This window comes from Clostridium sp. CM041 (assembly GCF_055081035.1).
In genome coordinates this window covers 1,788,115-1,814,540 of record NZ_CM143648.1, presented here as the reverse complement: position 1 = coordinate 1,814,540, position 26,426 = coordinate 1,788,115, and the positions used below count along the sequence as shown (strand labels likewise).

Here is a 26,426-nt window from a genome sequence, read left to right as displayed (position 1 = left end):
TGTCTTTTAGGAAAAAGATTAGGAATACCTCCCACATTTGATTTAATTGGTTTTTCTTATTTATATATATGTAGGGTATCTATGTACCATTAATGAATATGTTAAACTAAAGTAAATATAACATAAAGTTTATTTAGCGTAAAGAATTACATTATGAGTTATAGGACAAAGACAGAGGCCATTATGGCTGCTAATATCGTATTTTGAGGACTAGAGAGGTGCATTTTTTACAATAAAATCAAACAATTGGTTTATAAGTGAAAGTAGTAGTTGATTATAGGTTACTAATATTGGTATAATTGTATAAAGTAAGGCTAGTGATTGCACTAACCTCTAAAATTAGGGAGGTAAATTATGAATGATACAAAAAAACTTGGCTTATGGACTTTGGTAATGTTGATTTTTGTTCCAACATTTGGATTTGGGAATATTGCTTCAAATGCAGTGGCACTCGGACCTGCAGCTATTCCATCATGGCTTATAGTTGCCCTATTATTTTTCCTACCTTTATCAATAATGATAGCAGAGTTAGCTTCTTCTAATAAAGACAAAGAAGGAGGTTTATACACCTGGATAGAATGTTCAATTGGTCCAAGATGGGCGTTTATAGGTACTTGGTCATACTTTGTTGCTAATTTATTCTATTTGCAAATGGTTTTTGCCAGAATACCAGTCATGGTATCATGGACTCTTTTTGGTGAAAATAGATTTAACGATGCCAATGCATATTTGTTACCTTGGATAGGATTGGGACTAGCAGTAGTATTAACTTATATAGCTACAACTGGAGTTAAAAGATTCTCGAAAATCAGTGATTTAGGTGGAAAACTAACTTTAGCAGTTACAGTTATATTTATTTTATTTGCAGTTGTTGGAGCATTAGTTGGTAAACAACCATCAGCTACAACTTTCACAAAAACAACACTTATTCCCAAGTTTGATGCTGACTATTTTTCAACTTTCTCATGGCTGATTCTCGCTGTTGCAGGGGCTGAGGTGGCAGGTACTTATATTAAAGATGTTGCAAATCCTAAAAAAGTTTTCCCAAAGGCTGTTCTTATAGCAACTACATTTATAGCTGGAGCATATGTACTAGGTTCACTTGCAATATGCTTAGTTGCATCACCTGAATTAATAACCAAAGCTGGTGTTAAGGATGCAGGGTATGTTGTTTATAAGATATTAGCAGAAACCTGGGGTTTAAATGGTAAAATATTTGTTCAAATATATGCTTTTATTTTAACTGTATCGTCTATAGCCGCATTTGTGGTTTGGTTAGAATCTCCAATTAGAGCTATGTTCTCCGAGGTTCCGAGTGGCACCTTTCCTAAATTTTTAACTAAGAAACGTGAAGATGGAACACTAGTTAATGCACTTTGGGTTCAATGTGGAATCCTATCAGCATTAATAATAGTACCACTAATAGGATTGAATTCAATAGATACTTTTTTTAACACATTAACTACATTATCCGGTTTATGTCTTGCAATACCTTATATTGTCCTTGCAGCTGCATATTTAGTATTTAGGCTTAAAGGTAATGTACCTCCATTTGTAATGTTAAAATCAAAAGCGGCCGTAGTTACATCTTCAACTATTGTTTTCGTATTAGGTGTATTAGCATTCTTTGGCGCTGGCTGGGGAGATATTTCAGGAGCTACAAGTTTCAAAGAAGCAATAGTTCCAATACTAAAGAATTATGGTGGACCAGTAGGATTTATAATTTTTGGATTTTTTATAACATATTTAACAAAAACATTTACTAAGAGTGATATTAAAAGATAATTTGCTAATGAAATAAATAATTATAATAGGATATTTGTTTAAATGGACAGCAGCCTTTGCAGGTCTGCCACTCTTACTATCTATAATGTAAAAGGATTGATATGCTGGTCATTATTAAAAAAATTAAATAATTTAAACAAAAGCACTTAATGTGATTAAGTGCTTTTTTCAGAGCACATTATACATCTACCTTAAATTCTAAATGTTTCACTTTTTCAAAGTTACGAGTTAATTTTAAGAAAAGAACTAAATTTCTGAAAATGTGCGCAGATATTTCATAGCTGCATTATGTTATAATTAAAGCTAATAATATGTAAAGCAGATTGTAGTAGAATATTGCTTTCATTGTAAGAGGTGAAATTATGGAAAAAAAAGTGCTCATTATAGAAGATGAGGAATCTATTAGAGGGTTTATTAAAATTAATTTCCAAAGAAATAACTTTTTAGTGCTTGAAGCTGTATCTGGAGAGGAAGGTTTAGAAAAAGTCCACCAGGAGCGACCAGATTTAATAATTTTAGATATAACACTCCCTGGTATGGATGGGTTTAAAACCTGTGAATTGTTAAGGGCTGATTTTCCGAATTTGGGTATTATCATGCTTACTGCTAGAGGACAAGATATGGATAAAATAATGGGCCTTGAGTATGGTGCTGATGATTACATGGTAAAACCATTTAATCCTTTAGAACTTATTGCCAGAGCAAACTCTCTACTTAGACGAATGAGTCATAGTGAAGAGAAAAATCCTGAGAGATTAATCTCTGGGTGCTTCATCATAGATACTGTTTCAATGAAGGTATATAAAAATCGCCAGCTTCTAGATTTAACGCCTAAAGAATACTTGATTTTGAAGGCCTTCATGGAAAATGAGGAAAAAGCTTTTAGTAGAGATGATTTATTAAACTTAGTATGGAATTATGAATACTTTGGAGACTCTAAAATTGTAGATGTTAACATACGACGTCTTAGAGAAAAAATTGAAGATACTCCTTCTAAACCCAAACATATAGAAACAGTATGGGGTATTGGATATAGATGGAAAAAGAGGTGATATTTTGAGAGGAATAAAAGCCAGGCTTGTTTGGAGTTATCTGTTAGTGATTTTTTTTACGGTAATTACCTTAGAAGTTTTTCTTACGGTTTCTATAGAGAAATATTACTACAAAAACATGGAGTCTTTGCTTTCGAGCCAAATTAAGGGGTCTGTTGATTTTTATAATAATTATTTTTCTTCATCAAGTTTAAAGGAAAATGTGGAGAATAATGCTGATATTTTTTGGAAAAACACCTCTGCTGAGGTCCAAATTATTGATAACTCAGGAATGATGCTAATGGATTCAATTGGTAATTTTAATGAGAAACCTATTGAAGACGATGATGTAAAAAAGGCATTGATGGGCGGACTTGGAACCTTTACTAAGAAAGATAAGTATACAAAAGAAAATTTTATGTACGTTTCCTACCCCTTAAAATCCTCTAATAAAATAGAGGGTGTACTGCGTTTTGTTACTTCATTATCTGAGGTAGATGCACTGATTCGTAAAATAACATTTCTTTTCTTAGGAGTTGGGGCTCTTGTAATTGTGATTTCTGGTGTTTCTAGTATATTTATATCTAATACTATTGTGGAACCCTTAGAGGAAGTAAAAAACCTAGCTAAGAAATTTGCGTCTGGAAACTTCAATGAAAGACTAGAAAAAATAAGAAATGATGAGATTGGAGAACTATCCGATACATTTAATTTTATGGCAGAAGAAATTGAAAAAAATCAAAAGTTGAAAAATGAATTTATTGCGTCGGTTTCTCATGAACTTAGAACTCCATTGACATCTATAAAAGGTTGGGCTGCAACTATTAGTTCTGGTAGTTTAGAAGATAAGGAAGAAATACTAGATGGACTTAGCATCATAGAAAAGGAAAGTGATAAACTTACAGGAATGGTGGAAGAACTGTTGGACTTTTCTAAATTTATATCTGGAAAAGTACCACTTACAAAAGAATATGTAAATATTCAAAGCATTATATCCTATATAGAAAAACAGTTTATGCCTAAGTCAATACGTCACAATATTAATTTTACTGTTAAAATACAAGAGGCTTTATCTCCAGTTTTTGCAGATGAAAAAAGGGTGAATCAAGTTATTATTAACGTTTTAGATAACGCCTTTAATTTTACAAAAAAAGGGGGCAATGTAACACTCGAAGCATGCATTGCCGGTAATAATATTTGCATTATTATAAAGGACAATGGAATAGGAATTTCACCAGCGGATTTGCCTAAAGTCACAGAAAAATTTTTCAAAGGCAGAACAAGTATGTCACAAAATGGAATAGGACTTTCTCTTTGTAAAGAAATTGTAGAAATGCACAATGGTAAACTTGAGATTTCAAGTGAACACGGCATGGGTACAGATGTTAGAATATTCTTACCGTTGGCATAAGAAATAACTAATTTAAATATATAAGAGGTGGCTCGCAGTGAAAAAAGCATTATGTTTATTTTTTATTTTATTTTCTATTATAATTTTTATATGGAGTCAATATGCAGGATTAAATTTAAACTCTCAAGGATTACATAAAAAACTCACTGTGTCTCCTATAGGAGGGAGTTGGACAGTAGAAAAATATGTTAGTATTGGTGGAGCTACAATAGATGATAAAAAGGCAAAAGAATTAATTGGAAAGAGTGCATATTTTAGTGAAGATACAGTTGACTTTAATGGTGAAATCTCTAAAAAACCTAAATATAAAGTTAAGTCCGTGAATACTAAAAACTATTTTTGGAATACTGTAAAAATAAGTGCTAAAAGTTTAGGAATACAAAGTGAAGATGTGCAAATTATAACTATTAGCTCCAATAATATTTTTTTCGATGAGTACATAAAGTTGGATGAGATAACTTTAATAAAAAATTATGAGGGCAATTTATTATATTTTCATAAAATAAAAGATTCTAGTGCTACGCCTTCATATGATAAAGAACATAACACAAAAGTTTTAATCAGCAAGGCAGAAAAAGAAATAAGATCTAAGTCAGGATTATTACTTGGGCTAAGGTATGAAAACCCTAAAGCGGAAGCTGGGCTTAGCAAATATTTGTATAAAACCTTAATGATTAGTTCGGTAAATGATAAAATTTTACCCATTATGGAAACTAAAGATTTGCTACTTCCAAGGCAAGATGGATTTTGGAAGGTAGGGATAAGTAAGAAAATAGAAAATGGAGATGCTAAGGATGTACTTTGGTCTTATCCAATTAATCCGACGAAACCGATAAATACAAATTCAAAACAAATAAAGTATACCAAAACGGAAGGTAATATGGCTATTAAATTTGTAGGTAGCAATTATGTTTCAATTGATACTTTAGAGGATGTAAATAATAATTATTCAGAAAATAAATACCCTAGTAATCAGCTTAAAATTCTTCCTATGGATAATCTATTGGGAGAATCCATAAAACTTACAAGCATACTGGGAAGGGAAATAGAAAAGTCTACTTTGGCAGGTACACTTTTAAACGCACCTAAAAACATTAAAGATGAAAATCTAAAAAAAGTGGATACTAATTGGGGTGTAATAAGAAGGGGTGGACGATGGATACTAAGGGGAAGAATGGAAACGAAAATAAATAGTAAGAATTCATTTATAGATTTTGATATTCCTTATGCTACACCTAAATCATTAACTACCTATGATAATTTATTTCCTTCTTTTAACGTAATAAAAACAAAGGTTCCTAGTGCAGTGGATGCTTATTCCTCACCTAATAGAGACTTTGTTGTTGTTCTAACCAATACAGAATTAATGGTTTTTACTATAAAAGGATATAACCTTGGAGAAAAATCATTAACTTTGAAGTTTAAATCAGGAGAACTGCCAGTAATGGCTCATTGGGCTACGGGTAGTTACGTGGATGATTGGCAAAAAAAAGTAAAATAAGTGCTAACGCGACTAGTCGCGTTAGCACTTATTTTATTGTTTTAAATTCATATCCTTGACCCTTTAAATATTCTATAATTTGAGGTAATGCATTAGCAGTTCCTATTTTACCATAAGTATCATGCATCAATATAATTACTTTTTCTTTTGTTCCAACCTCTTCCTTTAATATGCTAAGGAACTCTTCTGGACTTTTATTGGGCTTACCTTCCGCATCTTTAATTTGAGCATTCCAATCTATACTAACCATGTTCTTTTTCTTTAATATTGTATCAAACTCTGGTAAAGTTGGATCTTTATAATATGTCCTGGACATATATCCTCCTGGGACCCTTAAAATATTTGTATTAAAATCCTGGCCAAGAATATTTTTTAAAGCGTCCTCGGTTTTTTTCACATCATTCATGAAAACAGGTATATTAATTTTGTTGTTAGGAAACAACACATTCAGGCTATGGCAATAAGTGTGATTGCCTATTGCATGTCCTTCATTAAATTCACGCTTTACAAGTTCTTTACTTTTTTCATTCTCTTCTATATTTTCTCCGATCAAAAAAAATGTTGCTTTAACATCATACTCTTTTAGAATATCTAGTATTTTGGGGGTCACAGTGGTAGATGGACCATCATCAAAGGTAAGAAATGCTATCTTCTTACCATCATTTTTTTCTTTGTAATTTACTATGGCATTTACCTTTGTAGCATCATAAATGTACTTTTGTCCTTCTTCACTTACGGTATAATTTTTTGGTGGTTTATTACTGGTTTCATTATTATGCTGCAATGCATTATTATTTGTAGCAGTAACTGGTTCAGCTTTAACTTCTTCTTTAAGAAAATTTTTACCTATTATGAGAGCACCTATTAAAATTAAAAAAATGCAGCCAGATAATAAATTTATTTTTATAGTTCTTTTATTAAGTATCTTTTTTTCATTAATATTTAACACTTATTTAACACTTCCTTAACAGCTTATTTGCAAATAATAAACAATAGATAAAATTACAATTAAATACAACATGTCCAAAATTTGCAATATCATCAACTCATATGTAAAATGTTGTCGTATCTATACATTTATAATACTACTTATTCTAATTTAAGAGATTACAGAATTATTACAATTTTATTACATATTTCATATTACAATTAAATTTCGATTGCTAAGTACTCAGAAAAAATTAGGATTAAACAAAATAATGAATATGATGTAGTTGTATTAGATGAGCTTACTATAGAATTATATTTTAAATTTATGGATATAGAATGTATATTGGAATTAATAAAAAATAAACCAGAAGTTAGAACTTATTATAACAATGGTGTTTTGTCAAGGAAAGGTATTGTGGGTACTTGAGGGGCCCACTTGCTGATTTCTTAACATAGTGATATTATTTTAATGTAACTAAAACCAATTATTAGGAACAATACATATATATATTCTCGGTAATAGGAATTGAATATCTTTTACACATTTTTAAAAGTGTCTAGAATTTGATATTCATACTTTACATTATAAAAATAGGAGAAGTGATAAATTTGAAGCATTTTGATAATGATATACAACTTATAAAATATGAGGTAATAACAGAGGTAGTTAAACTTGCGATTAAAGGAACTCTAAAAAAAGAAGGTAGAAATCTATTTAAGGTTCTTGTTCCAGGCCCTAAAGCAAGAACTCGTTGTTGTATTCATAAGGAAAGAGCAATTATTGGGGAAAGAATAAAACTTGTAATGGGCGGATGTAAAAAAAACAAAAATGTTATTGAAGTAATAAGTATTGCTTGTGATGAATGTCCCATACAACGATTCACGGTTACCGAAGCTTGTAGAGGTTGTTTAACACACAAATGCATTCAAGTATGCCCTGTGGATGCAATTCACTCTATAAATCGTAGATCTTACATTGATACAGAAAAATGTATTGAATGTGGCAAATGTGAAGCTGCTTGCCCGTACAACGCAATCTCTGATGTTATGAGACCATGTCGTAGAGCTTGTAGTGCAGGCGCATTAAGTATTGATGAAGATAAAAAAGCAGTAATAGATAATGATAAATGTATACAATGCGGTGCTTGTGTTTATCAATGCCCTTTTGGTGCAATTATGGATAAATCATCAGTAGTAGATATTACTAATGCATTAATAAAATCAAAAGAAGATAAAAATATGCATGTATATGCTGTCGTTGCGCCTGCAATCGCTAGTCAATTTACAGATGTTAAGATTGGTCAAGTACTTTCAGGTATAAAAAAAATGGGCTTTTATGATGTCGTAGAAGCAGCCCTTGGTGCAGATATGGTAGTTCAAAATGAAACAAAAGAATTTATAGAAACTATCGAGGAGCTCAAAACTATGACAAGCTCTTGTTGCCCAGCTTTTGTTTCATATATTAAGAAAAATTACCCAGAGCTCGGTAAACATGTATCAAGCACAGTTTCTCCGATGATAGCAATTTCTAAGCTCATTAAAAATACAGATCCTTTAGCTAAAGTTGTATTTATTGGACCTTGTACGGCTAAAAAAATGGAAATAAAGCAATCAGATATAAAAGGCATTACTGATTATGTAATGACTTTTGAAGAACTTCAGGCAATGCTTGAGGCATTTGAAATAGATCTTCAAGAGTGTGAAGAACTTCCTTTGAATAATGCTTCTTATTATGGAAGGATTTTTGCTAAAGCTGGTGGTCTTACCGAAGCAGTAAAACACTTAGTTGATGCTGAAAATGTTTCAGTTGAGTTTAAACCTATTAGTTGTGACGGCCTTATTGAATGTGATAAAGCCTTGAAATTATTAAAATTTAATAGATCAAACGGCAATTTCATAGAAGGAATGGCTTGTTCTGGTGGATGCATAGGTGGAGCGGCATCCCTTAAACATGGTTCACGAGATAAAAATGAGGTAAATAAGTACGGAAAATTAGCGTTAGAAAAAGATGCTAGCGATTCACTCAAAGTAATAAAGGTAGAGGAAATTGATATGCACCGTGGTAAAAACTTCATGTCTAAATAATTTTTTATAAGAAGAGGTATAGCAAAATTTTGCTATACCTCTTCTTATAAAAGATATTCTATAACTTTATATACTACTTAATCAATTTATTTTTTCTCAAAAAGTCTTCGGCAACCTTTGCTGGTTCTTCGGAAAGCTTATCAACTTTATAATTTAAGTCTATCATTTTTTCTTTCGTAATCTTGCCGCCTAATTTATTAATTAAAGGTTTAAGTTCTGGATGTTTTTCAAGAGTTTTACTACTAACTATGGGTACACAATCATAATTTGGGAAGAAGTTTTTATCATCTTTTAAAACCTTAAGGTTATATGACTTTAATAACCCTTCGGTTTTAAAAGCATCTATAGCATCTACTTTTTTATTATCTAAGGCTGCATACCGAAGTCCTCCATCAATTGCGCTAGCACTTTTAAATTTCAAATTATATACTTTAGTTAATCCTGAATAACCATCTGCTCTATTGCAAAATTCTAATGTAGCACCGAGATTAAGCTTGCCTCCTACCTTTGCAAGGTCTGAAATGGTCTCTAGATTGTATTTTTTAGCAGTGTCTTGTCTTACCGATAATGTATAAGTATCATTAAAACCAAAGGGTTTTAGCCAAGTTATACCGTAGTTTTTAATGTAATAATTACTTACAACTTTATAAGCTTTAGCTGGATCATTAATGGGGGCCCTCTTCATAATACCAACTAAACTCATGCCAGTATACTCAGGGTACATGTCTATTTCACCAGTTCTTAATGCAGAATAAGCGAGCCCTGATCCTCCTAAATTTAAATGTGTTTCTACTTTGATATCTGTATTTTTTTCTATTAATGTTGCTAGTATATTACCTAATATAATTTGTTCAGAACTGTTGTAACAACCTACCACAATAGTGTCAGTTTTTTTAGTGGATATATACACACCGCTAGCTATCAGTATCATAGCTAAACTACTAGCTATGATTTTTTGTATTTTACTAAACTTATGTTTATTTCTCTTAGACAGTTTAATTGTTCCATCTGCTTTTCTGATTCCTGGAGGTGTTACCCCTTGTTCAATTTTCTCTACAATAGAGTCCATTAACAATGCTAATAAACATGCAGGAATTGCTCCAGCTAGAATCATATTATTATCTACCGTTTGCACACCTGAGAATACCATATATCCAAGTCCGCCTGCACCTATAAATGCTGCAATTGTCATAAGTCCGACAGCGGTAACTGCTGATATTCTTATACCAGTCATAATTACTGGGAACGCAAGTGGTAATTGAACTAATTTAAGTACTTGTTTAGTTGTCATACCCATGCCTTTGGATGACTCGATTACATCTGGATTTATATTCATAAGTCCAGTATAGGTATTTTTTATAATAGGAAGTAGTGAATATAAAAATACCATAAGTATTGCTGGCGTACTACCTATTCCAAGTATTGGTATTAAAAACCCTAACAAAGCTAAACTAGGTATTGCTTGTATTAAATTCGCAAAACCTATAACGGGCCCCGATAAATTCTTAACTCTAGATATTAATATACCTAAAGGGATTCCAACAATTATGGCTATAACCACAGAAAATACGGTTAATTCAATATGTTGAAGTGTTAAATCTATTATTTGACTCTGCCTTAAAACTACAAAGTCTTTAAAACTAACTATTCCATTTAATATGCCCATTATTCATCATCCTCCTGGTTAATATACTGATTGCTTAAAACAATCAACAAGCTACTCTCAGTAATTAATCCAACTAATTTAGAACTGTCATCTACAACTGGAACATATCCAATTTTAAGTTCATTCATTAGATTTAATATATCTATTAAAGAGTCATCTAAATTAACGGTTTTAATTTCTGTGCCCATAATAGTATTTACCTTTATAGAACCTATATAATTCCTTATAATGTCTTTTATTGTAATAATTCCTTCCAGCTTATCTTCTTTATTAATAATTAATAAGCTGTCCACTTTGTTTGCCTTCATGATTTCTAAAGCTTGGACTACTGTTCTGTTGCCACTAGTTGTAATTGGCTCTGTAATCATAATATCCCTAGCTTTTATAAACCCTGGTTGCTGCCATATTCTATTTTTACCTATAAATTCTTTAACGAAATCATTAGCAGGATTATTTAAAATTTCTTCTGGGGTATCATACTGAACAATGTTTCCATCCTTCATAATACAAATTCTATCACCGAGCTTTAGGGCTTCATCCATATCATGAGTTACAAAAACTATTGTTTTTTTAGACTCTTGCTGAAGATTAAACAATTCATCTTGAAGCTGATTTCTCGTAATTGGATCTAAGGCACTAAAAGGCTCGTCCATAAGAATTACATCTGGATTTGTTGCCCAGGCCCTTGCTACCCCAATTCTTTGTTGCTGACCTCCACTTAATTCACATGGATATCTATCAACATACTCTTCTGCCTTCATTCCTACCATCTTTAAAAGTTCAGTTGTTCGGTCAAGTATTTTATCTTCTGGCCATTTTTCCAGCATTGGTATTATTCCAATATTCTCTCCTACAGTCATATGTGGTAAAAGTCCTGTTTGCTGTATGACATACCCCATATTCCGTCGTAGCTTAATTGTATCATCCTTTAATATATTTTTACCATCCAAGTGTATGCTCCCTGATGTTGGTGAAATTAACCTATTAATCAATTTTAAGGTTGTGGTTTTACCGCAACCACTTTGCCCTACTATAACTACAAATTCTCCCTTATTTACAGTAAAACTAATGTCGTTAATTACGGTTTTGCCCTTAAAAACCTTCCTTATATTCCTAAACTCTAACATATAACCTCTCCTCAATAAAATAATAGAATGTCAGTCAAATTTTATTAATTAAAACTAACAACCTATATGGTATCATAGGATTGTCTGTTTACAAAACTCCATAAATTGAGAATAAATGTGACAGGTCTGTCAATATTGGGGTATAGGTGATATACGGATAAAAATGGAACATATGCTAGATAATAGTACCATTACTGGCGATATGGTCTTTTGTAGGGTCCGAATATAGGTTATTTATTATCAGAAGATACAAGAGGAGATGTAAGGTCCGAACTTCACGGCAATATAGAAGATATGTTGCCTGAGGATTCCACAGAAAATGATGTACGCACGGTTGTTTTAAAACTTGGAAACCCTAGTTATAAATTGTTCACAATATTGACACTTAAATGCAACAATTATTTGTTACTATTATTAAAAGAAGCAGAAGTGCTGCAAAATAATATCAGTATTAAAACGAAATTATAATATAGCCTTTAATGGCGGAAATGGGGACGAATTACTATGAAAATCAAGGCAAAAAATGCGTCTAAAAAATCAGGAAAATCTGCTATTTCAATTACTTTGTATGTTGTCGCTTCAGTTGTTGCAATTATGGGAGTTGCATTATTAGTTAATAATGTTTTCTTATATAGAACTAACTTTAATCAAGCTGTAGCTCAGGGTTATTCTGCCGCTACTGTAAGGGATGCGTTAGTGCCATCACAATTGTTGCCAGGAATATTTGAACCAGTTGCAATATATGGAGGTATCGCATTTCTTCTATTAGGAGTGGGTGTAGTAAACAAAAAAGTTTCAAAATGTTTAATATGCTTAACTAAAGCTGAGATTTGCAATGATATTGTTGAAGAAGATATTGAAGAAGAATATTTTCATGAAGAAGATATTGTAGAAACAACTAATCAGGAAGAAATTGATGGAAAAATTCAAAAAGCTTAATCGAAAAACAACAAAAAGACTTGTCTCATTATACGAGGCAAGTCTTTTTTTCGCCTAACCTTATAATTTACTTAATATCTACAATGGTATTTTTATCTACAATGTTCCAGCAAGTTTTTCCAGGATTTAATGGCAAATTATTACCATCTTCATCAGTTAGAAGTGTTTGCGAAGTGGCATCTTTTTTAGCCCAATGCATTTTTATAAATTTACCATTACTAATAACATAACCATCCCCCTTGCCTACAAGAGCAATGTCTAAATGTTGTCCATCTGCTTGTTTTTTAATGGAGGTGATTTGTACCACTATGTTTTTAAATGATAAGGGAAGCTTATTCTCTTTATTAGTTGACGATTTACCATCCATGCTTTTGAGGTAAAGCCCACCCTTATAGTTGTAACTAGTGTTGTAATTCTTGTTTATTTTTAAAAGTACATCTATAGCTTTTGGCGATTTAGCGTTATCCCAATAGCTTTTGTCAAATTTTAATTTTACAGTAGGAGTTTTGACAAAATCTTTTCTTTTAACAAGTTCTCTTAATTTTTCGGTGGAGGTATAAAGATTATGAGGAGCCTTTCGCATGGAATCTCTCCAATAAGTAGAAGCATGTGTCATTTCATTCATACTCATTAAGTTTTCATCTTTTATTTTAACAAGAGCTTCCGAACTTCCACCACAGTGAGCAAAGGGCAGGTTATATTCTTTTGAAATATCTAAAAAGTAAGACCTGGCACTTCTAATTGGTCCAACCTTTTCAGCGTTGTTTTTTTGAAATAATGCAATAAATCTAGGTGTGCCACCTTCGGCCAGGGTCTCATAAACTATATCCGCAGCATTCAAACCCGATTGAGGTCTTGCAGCTACTGAATTTTCTACTACCACAAGCACAGCAATATTATCTAATATTTCTTTTTTTACATCTTCACCTGTATAAGGAGAGAAGTACTTTTGTGAGGTCTTTACAGGGGATTCTGTTTTTTTAGGGTTTGATTGGTTTGGCGTAGCAATAGATTCAGCTTTTTTGCTACAACCCTGCGAAATAAAGCTTATTGAAATAATTATACATAATAATAGTTTAGATTTGTTTTTCAAAGCAACATCTCCTTAGTTAATTTTAGAGGAAAACGTCATTACATTCATTCCTCTATTTTAATCTATTCGAAATATCGTGTATATAGAATAATACAAAAACTAAAAATGACATAGGAGGATTAAATTCGCTTTGCTCATAAAAACCACCGCGGGCATAGCTCATGTAACTAATTAGCAATGTAGTGTTTTTTTGTTGGAAATGGTATAATAATAATGTAAATTGTCATATTATTATAAGTTTTAGTTTGAATTCTTATTAAGGTGGTGCTAAAATGCTTGATATAATTATTTGTGAAGATAATGAGATGCAAAGGGAAAAGGTTGAATGTATCATAAAAGATAAAGTAATAGATTTAAAGCTTGATTTAAAGATAGTTTTATCAGCTGATAATTCTAAAGATGTAATAAATCATCTTAAGAACAACATAGAAAAAAGCTTTATTTACTTTTTAGATGTAGATTTAGGCACTAAATCAAATGGAATAGACCTTGCAAAAGAGATAAGAAATTATGATACAAAAGGATATATTGTTTTTATAACTTCACATGCTGAGTTATCATTTTTAACCTTTAAATATAAAGTACGAGCTTTTGACTATATCTTAAAATTTGATGATAAGGCCCTTAAAAGCAGCATTTCAGAATGCTTAAGTGCGGCCTACAATAATTATAAAAATGTTAATGGTAAAGAAAAAGAAGTCATTTCAATAAATCTAGTGAATAGGATTGAAAACTTTCTATTTAATGAAATTCTATTCTTTGAAACAGCAGATATTGGTCATAAATTAAGGGGTCATACGACTAATGGCCATTTTGAGTTCTATGGAAAAATGAAGGATATTGAAGCTAAATTACCATCATATTTTTATAAATGTCACAGATCTTATATAGTTAATACCACCAAAATTAAGTTTTTTGATAAAAAAAATAAAACTATCTATATGATAAATGATGAAATCTGTTATAGCTCAGCATTATATCTAAAAGGATTAATTAAAAAATGTTTAATATGATTATGGAGTTAATATATATATTTATTATTGCATTAAATTTTAGTGTTATTATGATTAATATAAGTTATATATTAATAACTAAAAAAAACTTTTTAGTTATTAATAGTATTTTATTTCCTGTAATTGCATTATTGAATAATTATAATGAAAACAAGTTAATAATTCCTATTACAACAATAATAATGACTATATACTTATATAGACTTTTTAAAAAAGTATACTATGCTCTGTTAATTTCTATTTTTATACAATTGATCTTTGCTTTTGGTGATGCTGTTACTGGGGTCATCTTAGTTTTTATTTTAAAATTTAAATATTATGATATACTAAATAATCCTAAAATTAAATTAGTAGCAGCTTTATTAATTTTAACAGTATGTTATTTTATAAGTAAATTTTCATGTGAAATTATTAAAAATAACTATGTTGAAAATTATCTAAAAATAAAGTCAAAAAATATTTCTATTTTATTCTCTACCATAGTAATCTCACTTATTTCTATATATTCTTATTCTATATCATTAAAAATGATATCTGATAAGCCTAATAAGGTTTTTATTTCATTAAACCTTTTTTTAATATTTAGTTATTTTATTCTTATATTAATATTAACTCATACAAATAACGAAAGTATTAAAAAAGATTTAGAATGGGATTACAGAGAAAAAGAATTGGCCCATCTTAAAGAATATACTATAAATTTAGAAAATCTTTCAAATGACTTAAGAGGTTTTAGACATGACCAAATTAATATATTCCAAACAATAGGGGCATATATCGAGTCAGAAAATATAAAAGAGTTGAAGGAATTCTATTATACAGAATTAATGCCTGAAAGTAAAAAGATATTGGAAAAGAATCGCTCTTATACATTACTTATGCATATAAAAATTGATTCGTTGAAAGGACTGCTTTCTTCTAAAATTATTAAGGCTCAATCAAAAAACATAAAAGTGAAAATAGAGATTGTGGACGATGTTAATGAATTGTCAATATATTTAATAGATATCTGTAGAATTACTGGAATTATATTTGATAATGCAATAGAAGCTGCGATATTATGTGATAACAAATTTATTGAATTTTTAGTATATAAAAATAATAATAGTACTACATTTATTATAAAAAATTCTTGCCCGGAAAATACGCCATCTGTTCATAAAATATACGAAAAAAATTTTTCGACAAAAGGCGTTAATAGAGGAGTAGGCTTAAAAACTGTTAAAGATATTTTGAATGAAAAATATAATAATGTATATTTAAATACTAGTATTGATAATTTCATTTTTACACAAGAACTAATTATTGTTAATAATTAGTTCTTGTGTTGTGAATTTTTACAGTCATTATTTGATTTTCTGAAAATAAAGAAGTCTAAGAGAGTAATTTATTGATAAAAATTAATATTAATTACATTTCACGCTCAAAAAAGCCCAACTTAGGAAATAATGTAGAATCAAGCAATTAAAAATGGTAAAATAAAGTCATGGTAATTCAAGTAAATCGATAGAAAAACTGAGAAAAAAGGGTTTATAAGATGGTGCTAAAAGTTTGGATTTAGTGCTAAAGAAATAGACTAATAATTACATTGTATGTAAACGATTGTCTTAATTAAATGTTATTAATTATGATGATATCTTATTCCATTCTTTTGTTTAGGTATTTTAGTTCTCGCGAAACTAAAATACCAAATCATGAGCGGGAATCAAGTTATTTATATAAATTATTAAAATATAATGGGGTAAGTCAAAGATAGATTAATATTTTTGACAATACCACAAAAAGGGGTGTCGTATGGAAACTTATTTATGTCCAAAAATTGATTGTACTTCAGTTGAAGTTACTGAAGATCAAGCGTGGGTTATAGTATTTATGGCAGCGTTACTAGCGGTAGGTGTTACATGGATGGTAGGTATGTCAGTGTGGTGTGTTAGTAATGGTTATAAGGGATTCACTGGTGATTATAGCATAGTCGAATGGGGATTAAAAGTCAATTTTGAATGTAAATAAAATGTAATAATAAATTTATTTTATTATTGCAACATCTTAGACAAGCTTATAATTAGGCTTGTCTAAGATTTATTTGTAATCTATATTTGGATACTGTTAAGGATATTTTGAATAAAAAATATAATAATGTATATTTAAATATTAGTATTGATAACTTTGTTTTTACACAAGCACTAATTATTGTTAATAATTAGTGCTTTAAAGTTGTAGATTTTTATAGTTATTATAAGATTTTCTAAAAATAAAGTAGGCAAAGGGAGTAATTAAAAAGGATCCTTGGAAGATAGAATAAATAATTATATTTTTATAAATCGAATTTGGTAATAATAGACTTACTGAACACGAAATTAATACAATAGCGATAGATTTTAGTTTTAAAGCTTTTCTTAATTTTTTGCTTACAAGGGGACGCTCAGCTGTATCGGCAGGAGCATATTTAACAACTAAAGTTAAGCTTATTAAAAATAAGATAATTATTGAAGTTCTATTTAGAGTAAAAGTTAGACTTAAAAACACATTTCCTAAAAAGACTATATAATTTAAAAAAATACATTTTATGCTAGAGTTTGCATGAACTCCATTAGCAAAAGATCTAAGGATGCCAAAAACTATAAATGCTACTAATGTATAGGTGAATACTTTAAGAAAATATGATGTTAAAAATAAAATAATCAATTTGTAAACATTAATTAAAATAACTTGAGTACCATAATGGAGTATTTCAAGTTCTTCCTCTGTCTTATCTAAATTTTTTTTGACAAATTCCATGAATAAGTTGTTTAATTTTTCATTTATATTCATATAACCCCATCCTAAACAATAATTTATTGATAAAAATTAATATTAATTACATTTCACGCGCAAAAAAGACCATTTCAGGAAAAAATGTAGAATTAAGCAATCACAATATGGTAAAATAATATCATGGTAATTCAAGTAAAGCAATAGGACAACTTAATAATAAGGGGTGGAAAAATGAAAAATTTAATATTAGAAAAAGTAGCTTCAATAACTAGTTCTGGTGTAACGGCAGTGGCGAAAGCTTCATCATCAATGTGTATAGTTTGGTTATTTAATGAATGTAAGATGCCTAAATCATTATATAAGGTTGATAAAAAATTATAAAGAGATTTGGTATGGGTTTGTATATTAGGTAAGAATATTAAAAGGACAACCCTTAAAGGTTTATAATATGGTGGTAGACAAATAAGGGTTGTAATTATTTTGTATGTAAACGATTGACAGAATTCAAGAAGTAATAATCATGATGATATCTTGTTCCTTTCTTTTGTTTAGGTATTTTAGTTCTCGCGAAACTAAAATACCTAATCCTGAATTGGAAGCAAGTTATTTATATAAATTATTAAAATAAAATTGGGTAAGTCAAAGATAGATTAATATTTTTGAAAATACCACAAAAAAGGGGTGTTGTATGGAAACTTATTTATGTCCAAAAATTGACTGTACTTCAGTTGAATATACTGAAGATCAAGCGTGGATTATAGTATTTATGGCAGTATTACTAGTAATTGGTGTTACATGGTTCATAGGTATGTCAGTGTGGTGTCTTGCTAATGGTTACAGTGGCTTCACTGGAGATTATAGCATAATTGAATGGGGATTAAAAGTCAAATTTGAATGTTATTAAATGAATAAAATGCAATAAAAAAGCTATTTTATTGCATTATTCTTCAACTTAGACAAGCCTATAATGGATAATAAGCTTGTCTAAGTTTCATTTAAATTTATAGTTGATTGCAAAATAAAATTTTACAAAAACAATATTCTATTTAGGGAGGAGAACTTTTATTATGTTATCAATAAAAGACCTTAGTAAAAAATATTCAAATAATTTTTGGGGCATTCAAAATTTTGATTTAGAACTAAAAGAAAGAGAATTGGTTTCAATTGTTGGTCCAAACGGTTCTGGAAAAACTACAATAATTAATTGTTTACTTGGAGTTATTTCTCCAACCAAAGGGACTTTGTCTTTATATGGTCAAAAAAATAATACTAAGAAATTTAAAGAATATATTGCATATGTACCGGACGAACTATTACTTATTGAGTCTTTGACAGGTAAAGAATATATTAACTTCGTAAAATCAATGTATCAAAATGTAAATGACGAAAAGATTAAAAAACTTGTACAAATATACAATATGGCAGAAGCTATGGAGCAAATAATAAAAAATTATTCACATGGAATGAAGAAAAAGCTTCAATTAATTGCAGCATTTATGTTAGAAGGCAAATTGATGGTGTTAGACGAGCCATTTAGAGGATTAGATGTAGAATCGATAATAACAACAAAAAAAATGTTGAGAAAATTTTTGAAAGATGGAAAAAGTATTTTAATGTCAACTCACGATCTTCTTTTAGCTGATAGTTTGAGTGATAGAATTGTAATAATTTCTAAAGGGAGGAAAGTTGCAGAAAATACTAGTAATATATTGAAAAAAGAATATAACTGTAATTCACTTGAAGAAGTTTTTATTAAAGCATCCCTTGATAAAAGTAGGAGTGATAAAATTGACGAAGTCATTAATAATTTGTAAATTAATTTTTAAAATATGGCAGAGAAGTCTAGCAAAAATATTGAATACTAAAAGCAAGGTTATAGGAGTAATTTCATTTTTATTATTTATTACCTTATTATCCGTAATAGCAGGATACTGTGTTGTAAATCCTATAATAGTAATGTTTGTGAATGGGGATACTAGGTCACTATATTTATTGTTTTCTGGTATATTGGTAAATATTTCTGTAGTAACAACGGCACTATTTGTATTGGTGAAATCTGTAATACAAGAACGCGGTGAATTTGAAATGCAGTTAAATTGGTTTCCGCTTACTACATTCGAAAGGAATTTAGGATACAAGCTTCCAATATTTTTTGTTGTATTTGTCAGCGAATTGTTTATAAATACTTTATTAGTTGTACCGTCATTGGTTATGAATGATTTACAGGGAGGGTTTTTGCTAGCCAGTATATTAGCTTTTATTATACAAATTACTTTTGTATTCTTTTTAAATACAATAATATATGACGTTTGTATATTTATTATATCTATGATTGGACTGCCTTATAGAAAACTTATAACGCTTTTAATTTTACTAATGTCAGTATTTTATTATTTTATACAAAATTTTTCGGTGGAAGGGATTTTATCTTCATACACTAAATTTGATTATAATATACTTTATTTAATTAGTGGAGTTCTTATGAAATCAGTAAAGGTTGCAGCATTTAATTCTGTAAGCTATTTAAGAATAAGTATTTATATCTTAATTACTGCATTTTTAGCTTTAAGCACTTTATTTTGCTATGAAAAAGTTCAGAATAACAACTCTTCTAAAATATTAAAATTTCTGCCTATGTCAAAGGGGTTTAATAGATCATTAATTATAAAAGAAGTTAAAGTTCAAATTAGAAATGAAGAAAATTACATAAATATAATAATTTTTTTACTGTTATCAATTTTAGTAAGATTTAAATTGGGAAATTTAGAGCCGAATATTATGATAATAGGGATAGTAAGTTTAGTTTCTAGTATGTTGGCGCTAAACTCCTTTGGAAATGAAAATAATTACTTTATAATGTATAAAGCTAATGGGGTTGAATTGTTAAAGGTGTTGGTTTCAAAGGCAATAGGATTATGTATTATCGGATATGGTTTATTTCTACTTATAACTATAATAATACTAGGAATTGATATGGATATATATCAAGTATTGATTAGCATTCCAATAGTTATTAGTTCAATAATATCATTATATATTTTAGGAATATTAATTCCAGTAGATAACAAGAACCCTTATATGGGTGTATTTGCTTTTTTTATTCTCTTTTTTACAATGATTCCTATAGTGGTTATATTAAATCAAATAATTACAACAAATATGTCTTTGATAATTGTGGCGGTAGTACTTACAATTATATTATTTACTGCTTTTTATTTAGTGGCCAAATGGAGGATAAAATATGAATAAATTAAAAAGAATACCATATATACCTCAAAATATTGAGATTAATAAAGATCACATATTTGATCATAATCTACATGCTGATATTCCAATAAATGAAACGGCTTATAAAATATTATTACTAGTTGATGGAATTAAAAGTGTAAGTGAGATTACAGAATATTTAAACAAAGAAATCAAGATCAATTATGATGTTCTATATAATGATATAAATAATTTATTCTATGAATTAAATAAAAATTATCTATTAAACTGGAAGTATGACACCAATATAAAGATAAAAAAAATATTTATAAATCTTATTGCACAATATAAAAAAGGGTATAAAGAACGAGTTACTATAAAAAACAGCAACTTTTTTTCTGTATTTAATAGTATTAATAATGTGATTTTTAAAAAAATAGGAATGTTATTTATATGGACATTAGTTCTATATATATTGAGTGTAGTTTTAATTAGTGATAGTTTAGCCTCAGGAGTAGCATTTGGATTTTTGGTCGCTTTTGTTGGATTAATTTTGAGTACAAACATACATGAATTATCTCACATGTACTCTTTATGGATAAAAAAGAAAAATAAAAATATAGGATTTTTAGGGGTAAGTCCATTAGGAGTGAGATTTGTAAGACCGGCAGAAACTAATTCTAAGAACAATATTATTATAGCCTTATCAGGATCAATAATTCCTGGAATCTTAGGAGTTTTAATGTACATCATTAGTTTCACCATGTTTAAAGAGTGGCAATATTCTCTGTATATCAATATTTTTGCGGGTATGTTTGTTATTCAATTAGTACATTTACTACCATTTACAGGTGATGGTAAAAATATTCTTAACTATATATTATTAATGATATACAATAAAAAAATAATTTAGATACTAGGGGAGATTAAGATGATAAAAATTAGTGAAAAAACATATGGTTTAGCTGCTGTTTTAAGTATAATTATTTTACCTATAACTGCTATGAGTTTAATCTTTCTTAAAATGTTTGGTAATAAAAGTGGTAAAATCCTTTTTAACACAATGGAGATTCTTAAAATTGGAAACAATGGCTATACGTTTAATATAAAGACTACATTTTTATTATTAGTTTTGGCTGTATTTTTGGCGACTATTGTCTTATCAATAATATTTAATATTTTATTGAAAGGATTAAGGAAAAATGAATGTTAAAAGAAAGAAAAAATGTGTTGTCATTACAATAAGTCTAGTTCTATTAGTGATTATGGGTATTTTTATAAATAGATCTGAGGGTTTAAGTAAAAAAGATGATATTAAGACTATATCTAATGCTGGAATTGTTTTTGGTGATATTAAGGCACCTGTTAAGATAATTGAGTATACGGACTTTAATTGTCCAGATTGTAAAAAAATGAATGAAAATATTGAGCCAATCCTATTAGAATACATAGCTAATAAGAAGGTTGTTTTAATATTTAAGACTGTTAATGAAAATATGCATTTAAATATTCCTAAAATTAGTACAGAGGATTATAAAGAGATTGGAAAGATATTCAATGAAAAAGAAAAGTATATTAGTCCAAAATCAGAGCAGTACTTAAAGTCATATTTAGGAGAGAAATTATATAATAAAAGGAAAGATGATAACAAGGAAATAAAGAAAGAAATAGACTATCTCAAGATTAATACGATACCAACAATGTATGTAGGTAATGAAAAAATGGTTGGTATTTATAAAAAAGACGAATTTAAAAAAATTGTAGAAGATATATTAAACTCCAATTAGGAAAATAAATTGTGGTGGAATTATGATTAGATGTTTTAATCGTAAATAAATAGTAGGAACTTTATCATATTCATAGTGAAATTAAAATAATAAATAATCCAAGTGAGGTTAAAATATGAGAAGTATGAATATTAATAAAGTAGTAAAAAGATACTGTAGAATATTATTTTTGCTAATAATATTCTTTGCCATTAATTTCTTAATGGTCGACACAATTCATGCAAAGACTAATGAGTTAAATTTGATTTATTTCAATGTGCCTCTTTGTAATACATGCAATAAGTTTGAAGATGAACTAAATAAATTACAGAAAAAGCATAAAAATATTAAGATATATAAATATGATATAAGTAAAAGTCAAAATTATGAGATGCTTGTTAGATATAATAATGAATATAAGTTAAATAAAGAGACTGGAGGAGCACCAATTATATTCGTATCAGATAGATATATAAAAGAGCCGTCTGAAATAAAGTCTAAAATAAGAGAAATATTACAGAATGAGAAGGTTAAGGAAACACCCATTTTGGAGGGAATTCAGATAAATGCAAATTCATTCAATTATGATATTTTAGGTTTTATATTTACAGGATTTATTAATGGACTTAACCCCTGCTCTATATCCATGCTCTTATTTTTTCTCTCACTTATTAGTGTCAAAAATGTTGGAATAAAGAAGCTTGGTTTTAGTTTTATTTTAGGTAAATTTATAGCATATTTATTAATAGGTTCAGTCTTATACACATATCTATCTAAAATAAATATAGGGATATATAATACAATAATGAAAGAAATATTTATATTGTTTTCTGCTATAATTATTTATTTGAATGTAAATGACTTTTTAAAAGCAAGAAAGGAAAAATTTGGACAAATTAAAAATCAACTCCCAAGAAAAGTTAGACGTTTTAATCACAATGTAATAAAAAGATTTTTGGAAAATAAAAGTGGGAAAATATTAGTTATTATAAGTTTTTTATTAGGTGTAGTTATTTCATTAGGAGAATTTTTATGTACAGGACAAGTATATCTTGCAAGTATAAGTTACATGATACAAAAAAATAGCATTTATTCTCTTAAGGCTTTTTCTTATTTATTCTTATATGATTTAGTATTTATTATACCACCAATTATAATCGTATTTATTATTGATAAAGGGACTGATATGTTCAAAGTATCATCATTCCTTGTAGAGAAAATGTATTTAATAAAATTATTAACCGCAATAGTGATGTTCTTATTTTGTTTATTTATAGTTTTTATAATTTAATATAGTAAATATAAAGGAGTTTATTAAATGCCGAGAAATATTAAAATAACAGATAATGATAATTGCATTTTATATGAGGGTAATCTTTATAAACTACCAGTTGCAGAGAATATTATTATTGAGCAAAGTATTGAATACTTCAATGATTCAGAACCCTGTTTTTTACATAAAAGTGCAGTTACAAAAAAAATATATTATGAAATTGAAGACTTTTTTCAAGAAAAAGATAACATTGGCGTTAAAGAGATAAAATTAGGTGAATTTCCATTAATTTTGAAACGTCTTCTTGAGAAGATTGGAAATGCTAAAAGCATTTACTTGTAGTATTAGTGTTGATCTTTATAGTTTGCTAATTATTAAGGTTACATAAGAACAACTAATAACTAACACTTTGACTTTAATCTAAGAAGATTTAATTACACTTTTGTATTAGTGATAATTAACGAAAACCATTGAGATACGTCTAAATACATGTTAAAAAATCTAATTATAAAAATAGGAGATGTTATAAATTAAAAAAGATGTTAAGCTATTAATGTTATTAAATTTAATGAGTTATATAAGTAATTTTGCATTTGCATTTATATATTCATACAACAAAATAGCATTACAAAGTAATTTAAGAATAGAAGTAATGTGGGTATTGTCACCATTTGTATTTTTAGTAGTTACATCATTTATACTAGCTACTGATAACAAAGAAGAATATAAAATATTTAAAATAGAGGCAATAATCGATTGGTTTATAAGAGTTGCATCATGTTATGTTACTTTTCAATTTACTTTTCAATTTTTATCATCAAAGTATATTATTCAACAAGTCGTATTAGCCTCATTACTAATTATTAATATATATTTGGAATGTAAAATGTATAAAAAAGCAAAAATACATATAATTATAAAAAAAGAAAACATGGAAGTTGAAATAATATCTGAAGCAGAAAAACAAAATATTGAAAAAATGGGCAAAGCAACAACTATTGGGATGAGTTCACTTTTTATATTTGCGGGTTTGGGGATGGGTATAACACAAATACAACAGATTGATATTAAATTACTAAGAGGAATTATTGTATTTATTTCAATTTATGTGTTTGTATGGTTTTTAATTACTAATTATAGAAAGTGTTATTTATTTTATTTAGATAAATCTTTAGCAAAGAGAATTTTTGTTAGAGATGCATTATACGCATCTCTTGGATATATAATAGTTTTAATAGCTGCATTCGGATTTTTTGGAATCGGTTCTTTGCTTGAATCTATAGCTACGTTTGGTGGGTTTTTATTACTATATCCAACAATACGTACAGATAGAAAAATAGCACTTAGATTTAACAAAGTTAAAGAGAAATTATAATTAGTAAGATTAAACTCAAGATAGGGTGGTATGATATGTTCAAAAGCAGCAAAAAGACGGTTATTAGCGTTCTATCCACTTGAAAGCGGGTACAGCAGACATACGTGCAAAAATGAGCCACATCGTGGATGATATTTCCAAAATGTGGTTTTTTAAGCACTTTATTTAAAAAATACAATATATTTCACCAAGTATACCCTAATGGGGTATTTTTGACTTACCCGCCAAAAAGGTATATTAGCATGAGGTGGATGAGTTAAAGTCAAAGTAGAACTTAGGTTACATAACAATATCAATTGTTATGTATTAAGTAACATTCAATTTATGCTTTCTATACAAAACATGTGAAAGTGTTGATGAATAAGGAAAGTGAAAGTTACACAAATACATTGTGTAACTTTCAAAACACCCAAAATACATATTAATAATATATTTTGTCCCCTAATATACCTTTTGGCGGGATAGGCAAAACATTGGGGCAATAATATACTGTATAGTGATTATAGATAAAAAACTTTAATCGACTTTAAATAGCATTATTTTACAAAAAAATAATAGATTAATTTTTTGCCTATAGAAAGAGTATACACAAAATAATTTACACGCCCTACGCTCCCGTAAATGTAATTATTTTACTTTATAGGCTGTAATCACGTAGTTTTTTGTCTAATAAATAATTACATTTGTTTTTTATATTAGATTTATTTTTCTTTTTAACTTTCAAGTATAAATAATTTTTCTATCGTAGTGTTTAATAGTTTAGCAAGGTTCATAGCTAATTCCAGAGTAGGATTATACTTTTCATTCAATCGCATTAACGGTTTGCCTTGTAACACCAAGCGTAGTTGCTATGTCCTCCTGTCTAAATCCAAGTTGTTTTCTTAATCCTCTTATATTATTTTTCATCTTTTCCAAGTTTCCATTTCAAAAAATATTGAATTCCTATAATGGGTAGTGCTAGCAAGGCGTAAACTTACAACGCTAAGCCAGTTATTTACAATTAGATTACATATATGATGGATAGTTATATAAAGTCAAAGGGGAATTCTGAAGTGGGTCCAATGATTAATTACTCATTTGTGGAGGGTGATGAAAATGGACAGGCTAAAATAACAATAAAGCTTATGATACAGCTAAAAAATTAAATCCATAATATAGAAAAACCCTATGAATTAAAGAATCAAATAAGGGTAACAAATTGCTTGTTTGCAAGATTTACTGAAAAAGAAGAAAATCTTCAGTATGCTTATTCAAAATTAGGACTATTCGCTTTTGAGAATGATATGAAATTAAAAGGTGACAGCTACACGGTTTTTGTGGATAAAAATGAAGAAGGAATAGTGACTACAGAAAATAAGTCGCAAATTATGGTGGCTGTATCTGGAGCAGTAGTCAATGTAAATGCATTAGAAGGTAAAGAAGTAAAAGCTGGGGATGTACTTTTTACATTAAATCCGGTATAACCAAATC

Annotated in this window: 26 protein-coding genes and 1 pseudogene; 21 read left to right on the top strand and 6 right to left on the bottom strand. The window is 28.7% G+C overall.

Features of this window, described 5'->3' with window-relative positions; genetic code table 11:
* Positions 1–354: 354 nt before the first annotated feature.
* The 4 genes from ACWJJT_RS08470 (at position 355) to ACWJJT_RS08455 (ending at position 5,728) form a co-directional block, all read left to right on the top strand.
* On the top strand, positions 355–1,785 hold the full coding sequence (locus ACWJJT_RS08470) for an amino acid permease (RefSeq protein ID WP_462954377.1): 1,431 nt from the start codon (positions 355–357) through the stop codon (positions 1,783–1,785).
* Between the two features lie 362 nt (positions 1,786–2,147).
* Positions 2,148–2,837: a response regulator transcription factor gene (locus ACWJJT_RS08465; RefSeq protein WP_462954376.1), complete on the top strand. Its 690-nt coding sequence runs from the start codon at positions 2,148–2,150 to the stop codon at positions 2,835–2,837.
* A gap of 4 nt (positions 2,838–2,841) precedes the next feature.
* On the top strand, positions 2,842–4,227 hold the full coding sequence (locus ACWJJT_RS08460; RefSeq protein ID WP_462954375.1) for a HAMP domain-containing sensor histidine kinase: 1,386 nt from the start codon (positions 2,842–2,844) through the stop codon (positions 4,225–4,227).
* Between the two features lie 37 nt (positions 4,228–4,264).
* Entirely contained in the window at positions 4,265–5,728 is a 1,464-nt protein-coding gene (locus ACWJJT_RS08455) for a hypothetical protein (RefSeq protein ID WP_462954374.1), read from the top strand.
* A 28-nt stretch (positions 5,729–5,756) separates the two neighbouring features.
* Here the strand turns inward: ACWJJT_RS08455 and ACWJJT_RS08450 are convergent, their stop codons facing one another.
* The gene (locus ACWJJT_RS08450; protein ID WP_462954373.1) at positions 5,757–6,677 is read right to left on the bottom strand and encodes a polysaccharide deacetylase family protein; all 921 of its coding nucleotides are present in this window, start codon (positions 6,675–6,677) and stop codon (positions 5,757–5,759) included.
* Between the two features lie 204 nt (positions 6,678–6,881).
* Between ACWJJT_RS08450 and ACWJJT_RS08445 the strand changes: the two genes are divergently transcribed.
* Positions 6,882–7,085, top strand: a complete 204-nt coding sequence (locus ACWJJT_RS08445; RefSeq protein ID WP_462956761.1) for a cob(I)yrinic acid a,c-diamide adenosyltransferase — start codon at positions 6,882–6,884, stop codon at positions 7,083–7,085.
* A gap of 182 nt (positions 7,086–7,267) precedes the next feature.
* Positions 7,268–8,743, top strand: a complete 1,476-nt coding sequence (locus ACWJJT_RS08440) for a 4Fe-4S dicluster domain-containing protein (protein WP_462954372.1) — start codon at positions 7,268–7,270, stop codon at positions 8,741–8,743.
* A 73-nt stretch (positions 8,744–8,816) separates the two neighbouring features.
* On the opposite strand, the gene ACWJJT_RS08435 is transcribed toward ACWJJT_RS08440, so the two are convergent.
* Positions 8,817–10,409, bottom strand: coding sequence for an ABC transporter permease/substrate-binding protein (locus ACWJJT_RS08435; RefSeq protein WP_462954371.1), 1,593 nt, complete (start codon positions 10,407–10,409; stop codon positions 8,817–8,819).
* A complete protein-coding gene (locus ACWJJT_RS08430) occupies positions 10,409–11,536 on the bottom strand; it encodes an ABC transporter ATP-binding protein (protein WP_462954370.1) in 1,128 nt (375 codons plus the stop codon). Before ACWJJT_RS08430 ends, ACWJJT_RS08435 begins: the two co-directional genes overlap by 1 nt.
* 504 nt (positions 11,537–12,040) lie before the next feature.
* On the opposite strand from ACWJJT_RS08430, the gene ACWJJT_RS08425 reads away from it, so the two are divergent.
* On the top strand, positions 12,041–12,475 hold the full coding sequence (locus tag ACWJJT_RS08425; RefSeq protein ID WP_462954369.1) for a hypothetical protein: 435 nt from the start codon (positions 12,041–12,043) through the stop codon (positions 12,473–12,475).
* A 67-nt stretch (positions 12,476–12,542) separates the two neighbouring features.
* Here ACWJJT_RS08425 and ACWJJT_RS08420 read toward each other — a convergent pair whose 3' ends face one another.
* The gene (locus ACWJJT_RS08420; protein ID WP_462954368.1) at positions 12,543–13,568 is read right to left on the bottom strand and encodes a DUF3048 domain-containing protein; all 1,026 of its coding nucleotides are present in this window, start codon (positions 13,566–13,568) and stop codon (positions 12,543–12,545) included.
* A 272-nt stretch (positions 13,569–13,840) separates the two neighbouring features.
* On the opposite strand from ACWJJT_RS08420, the gene ACWJJT_RS08415 reads away from it, so the two are divergent.
* The 3 genes from ACWJJT_RS08415 (at position 13,841) to ACWJJT_RS08405 (ending at position 16,591) form a co-directional block, all read left to right on the top strand.
* Entirely contained in the window at positions 13,841–14,581 is a 741-nt protein-coding gene (locus ACWJJT_RS08415) for a LytR/AlgR family response regulator transcription factor (protein ID WP_462954367.1), read from the top strand.
* Positions 14,569–15,900 (top strand): sensor histidine kinase, encoded by a 1,332-nt coding sequence (locus ACWJJT_RS08410; RefSeq protein WP_462954366.1) that lies wholly within the window; start codon positions 14,569–14,571, stop codon positions 15,898–15,900. The genes ACWJJT_RS08415 and ACWJJT_RS08410 overlap by 13 nt, the downstream gene beginning before the upstream one ends.
* A 475-nt stretch (positions 15,901–16,375) precedes the next feature.
* A complete protein-coding gene (locus ACWJJT_RS08405; protein ID WP_216303216.1) occupies positions 16,376–16,591 on the top strand; it encodes a hypothetical protein in 216 nt (71 codons plus the stop codon).
* Between the two features lie 198 nt (positions 16,592–16,789).
* Here ACWJJT_RS08405 and ACWJJT_RS08400 read toward each other — a convergent pair whose 3' ends face one another.
* Positions 16,790–17,392: an accessory gene regulator ArgB-like protein gene (locus ACWJJT_RS08400; RefSeq protein ID WP_462956710.1), complete on the bottom strand. Its 603-nt coding sequence runs from the start codon at positions 17,390–17,392 to the stop codon at positions 16,790–16,792.
* Positions 17,393–17,566: 174 nt separating this feature from the next.
* Here ACWJJT_RS08400 and ACWJJT_RS08395 point away from each other — a divergent pair, with 174 nt between their 5' ends.
* From ACWJJT_RS08395 to ACWJJT_RS08350, 10 genes are all read left to right on the top strand, one after another.
* The gene (locus ACWJJT_RS08395; RefSeq protein ID WP_462956709.1) at positions 17,567–17,716 is read left to right on the top strand and encodes a cyclic lactone autoinducer peptide; all 150 of its coding nucleotides are present in this window, start codon (positions 17,567–17,569) and stop codon (positions 17,714–17,716) included.
* 307 nt (positions 17,717–18,023) lie between these two features.
* Entirely contained in the window at positions 18,024–18,239 is a 216-nt protein-coding gene (locus ACWJJT_RS08390) for a hypothetical protein (protein ID WP_216303214.1), read from the top strand.
* Positions 18,240–18,402: 163 nt separating this feature from the next.
* Entirely contained in the window at positions 18,403–19,149 is a 747-nt protein-coding gene (locus tag ACWJJT_RS08385; protein ID WP_216303213.1) for an ABC transporter ATP-binding protein, read from the top strand.
* The gene (locus ACWJJT_RS08380; RefSeq protein WP_462956708.1) at positions 19,124–20,584 is read left to right on the top strand and encodes a hypothetical protein; all 1,461 of its coding nucleotides are present in this window, start codon (positions 19,124–19,126) and stop codon (positions 20,582–20,584) included. The genes ACWJJT_RS08385 and ACWJJT_RS08380 overlap by 26 nt, the downstream gene beginning before the upstream one ends.
* Positions 20,577–21,455, top strand: coding sequence for a hypothetical protein (locus tag ACWJJT_RS08375; RefSeq protein WP_462956707.1), 879 nt, complete (start codon positions 20,577–20,579; stop codon positions 21,453–21,455). The genes ACWJJT_RS08380 and ACWJJT_RS08375 overlap by 8 nt, the downstream gene beginning before the upstream one ends.
* 18 nt (positions 21,456–21,473) lie before the next feature.
* Positions 21,474–21,755 (top strand): hypothetical protein, encoded by a 282-nt coding sequence (locus tag ACWJJT_RS08370; RefSeq protein WP_462956706.1) that lies wholly within the window; start codon positions 21,474–21,476, stop codon positions 21,753–21,755.
* Complete coding sequence (locus ACWJJT_RS08365; RefSeq protein ID WP_462956705.1) at positions 21,745–22,329, top strand: thioredoxin domain-containing protein; 585 nt, start codon at positions 21,745–21,747, stop codon at positions 22,327–22,329. Before ACWJJT_RS08370 ends, ACWJJT_RS08365 begins: the two co-directional genes overlap by 11 nt.
* Positions 22,330–22,444: 115 nt before the next feature.
* Entirely contained in the window at positions 22,445–23,599 is a 1,155-nt protein-coding gene (locus tag ACWJJT_RS08360) for an urease accessory protein UreH domain-containing protein (RefSeq protein WP_462956704.1), read from the top strand.
* Positions 23,600–23,626: 27 nt separating this feature from the next.
* Positions 23,627–23,923, top strand: coding sequence for a hypothetical protein (locus ACWJJT_RS08355; protein ID WP_165413325.1), 297 nt, complete (start codon positions 23,627–23,629; stop codon positions 23,921–23,923).
* Between the two features lie 211 nt (positions 23,924–24,134).
* Positions 24,135–24,956 (top strand): hypothetical protein, encoded by an 822-nt coding sequence (locus tag ACWJJT_RS08350; RefSeq protein ID WP_462956703.1) that lies wholly within the window; start codon positions 24,135–24,137, stop codon positions 24,954–24,956.
* Between the two features lie 713 nt (positions 24,957–25,669).
* Here ACWJJT_RS08350 and ACWJJT_RS08345 read toward each other — a convergent pair.
* Positions 25,670–25,862: pseudogene (locus ACWJJT_RS08345) on the bottom strand (helix-turn-helix transcriptional regulator).
* A gap of 296 nt (positions 25,863–26,158) precedes the next feature.
* Between ACWJJT_RS08345 and ACWJJT_RS08340 the strand changes: the two are divergent.
* Positions 26,159–26,419: a hypothetical protein gene (locus ACWJJT_RS08340; RefSeq protein WP_462956702.1), complete on the top strand. Its 261-nt coding sequence runs from the start codon at positions 26,159–26,161 to the stop codon at positions 26,417–26,419.
* Positions 26,420–26,426 lie beyond the last annotated feature (7 nt).

What these genes read in the sequence shown, in the direction of transcription:
- ACWJJT_RS08470 (WP_462954377.1), top strand. Translation starts at nt 355, where the DNA reads ATGAATGATACAAAAAAACTTGGCTTATGGACTTTGGTAATGTTGATT.
- ACWJJT_RS08465 (WP_462954376.1), top strand. Translation starts at nt 2,148, where the DNA reads ATGGAAAAAAAAGTGCTCATTATAGAAGATGAGGAATCTATTAGAGGG.
- ACWJJT_RS08435 (WP_462954371.1), bottom strand. Translation starts at nt 10,409, where the DNA reads ATGGGCATATTAAATGGAATAGTTAGTTTTAAAGACTTTGTAGTTTTA.
- ACWJJT_RS08430 (WP_462954370.1), bottom strand. Translation starts at nt 11,536, where the DNA reads ATGTTAGAGTTTAGGAATATAAGGAAGGTTTTTAAGGGCAAAACCGTA.
- ACWJJT_RS08425 (WP_462954369.1), top strand. Translation starts at nt 12,041, where the DNA reads ATGAAAATCAAGGCAAAAAATGCGTCTAAAAAATCAGGAAAATCTGCT.
- ACWJJT_RS08415 (WP_462954367.1), top strand. Translation starts at nt 13,841, where the DNA reads ATGCTTGATATAATTATTTGTGAAGATAATGAGATGCAAAGGGAAAAG.
- ACWJJT_RS08410 (WP_462954366.1), top strand. Translation starts at nt 14,569, where the DNA reads ATGTTTAATATGATTATGGAGTTAATATATATATTTATTATTGCATTA.
- ACWJJT_RS08405 (WP_216303216.1), top strand. Translation starts at nt 16,376, where the DNA reads ATGGAAACTTATTTATGTCCAAAAATTGATTGTACTTCAGTTGAAGTT.
- ACWJJT_RS08400 (WP_462956710.1), bottom strand. Translation starts at nt 17,392, where the DNA reads ATGAATATAAATGAAAAATTAAACAACTTATTCATGGAATTTGTCAAA.
- ACWJJT_RS08395 (WP_462956709.1), top strand. Translation starts at nt 17,567, where the DNA reads ATGAAAAATTTAATATTAGAAAAAGTAGCTTCAATAACTAGTTCTGGT.
- ACWJJT_RS08390 (WP_216303214.1), top strand. Translation starts at nt 18,024, where the DNA reads ATGGAAACTTATTTATGTCCAAAAATTGACTGTACTTCAGTTGAATAT.
- ACWJJT_RS08385 (WP_216303213.1), top strand. Translation starts at nt 18,403, where the DNA reads ATGTTATCAATAAAAGACCTTAGTAAAAAATATTCAAATAATTTTTGG.
- ACWJJT_RS08375 (WP_462956707.1), top strand. Translation starts at nt 20,577, where the DNA reads ATGAATAAATTAAAAAGAATACCATATATACCTCAAAATATTGAGATT.
- ACWJJT_RS08370 (WP_462956706.1), top strand. Translation starts at nt 21,474, where the DNA reads ATGATAAAAATTAGTGAAAAAACATATGGTTTAGCTGCTGTTTTAAGT.
- ACWJJT_RS08365 (WP_462956705.1), top strand. Translation starts at nt 21,745, where the DNA reads ATGAATGTTAAAAGAAAGAAAAAATGTGTTGTCATTACAATAAGTCTA.
- ACWJJT_RS08360 (WP_462956704.1), top strand. Translation starts at nt 22,445, where the DNA reads ATGAGAAGTATGAATATTAATAAAGTAGTAAAAAGATACTGTAGAATA.
- ACWJJT_RS08355 (WP_165413325.1), top strand. Translation starts at nt 23,627, where the DNA reads ATGCCGAGAAATATTAAAATAACAGATAATGATAATTGCATTTTATAT.
- ACWJJT_RS08350 (WP_462956703.1), top strand. Translation starts at nt 24,135, where the DNA reads ATGTTATTAAATTTAATGAGTTATATAAGTAATTTTGCATTTGCATTT.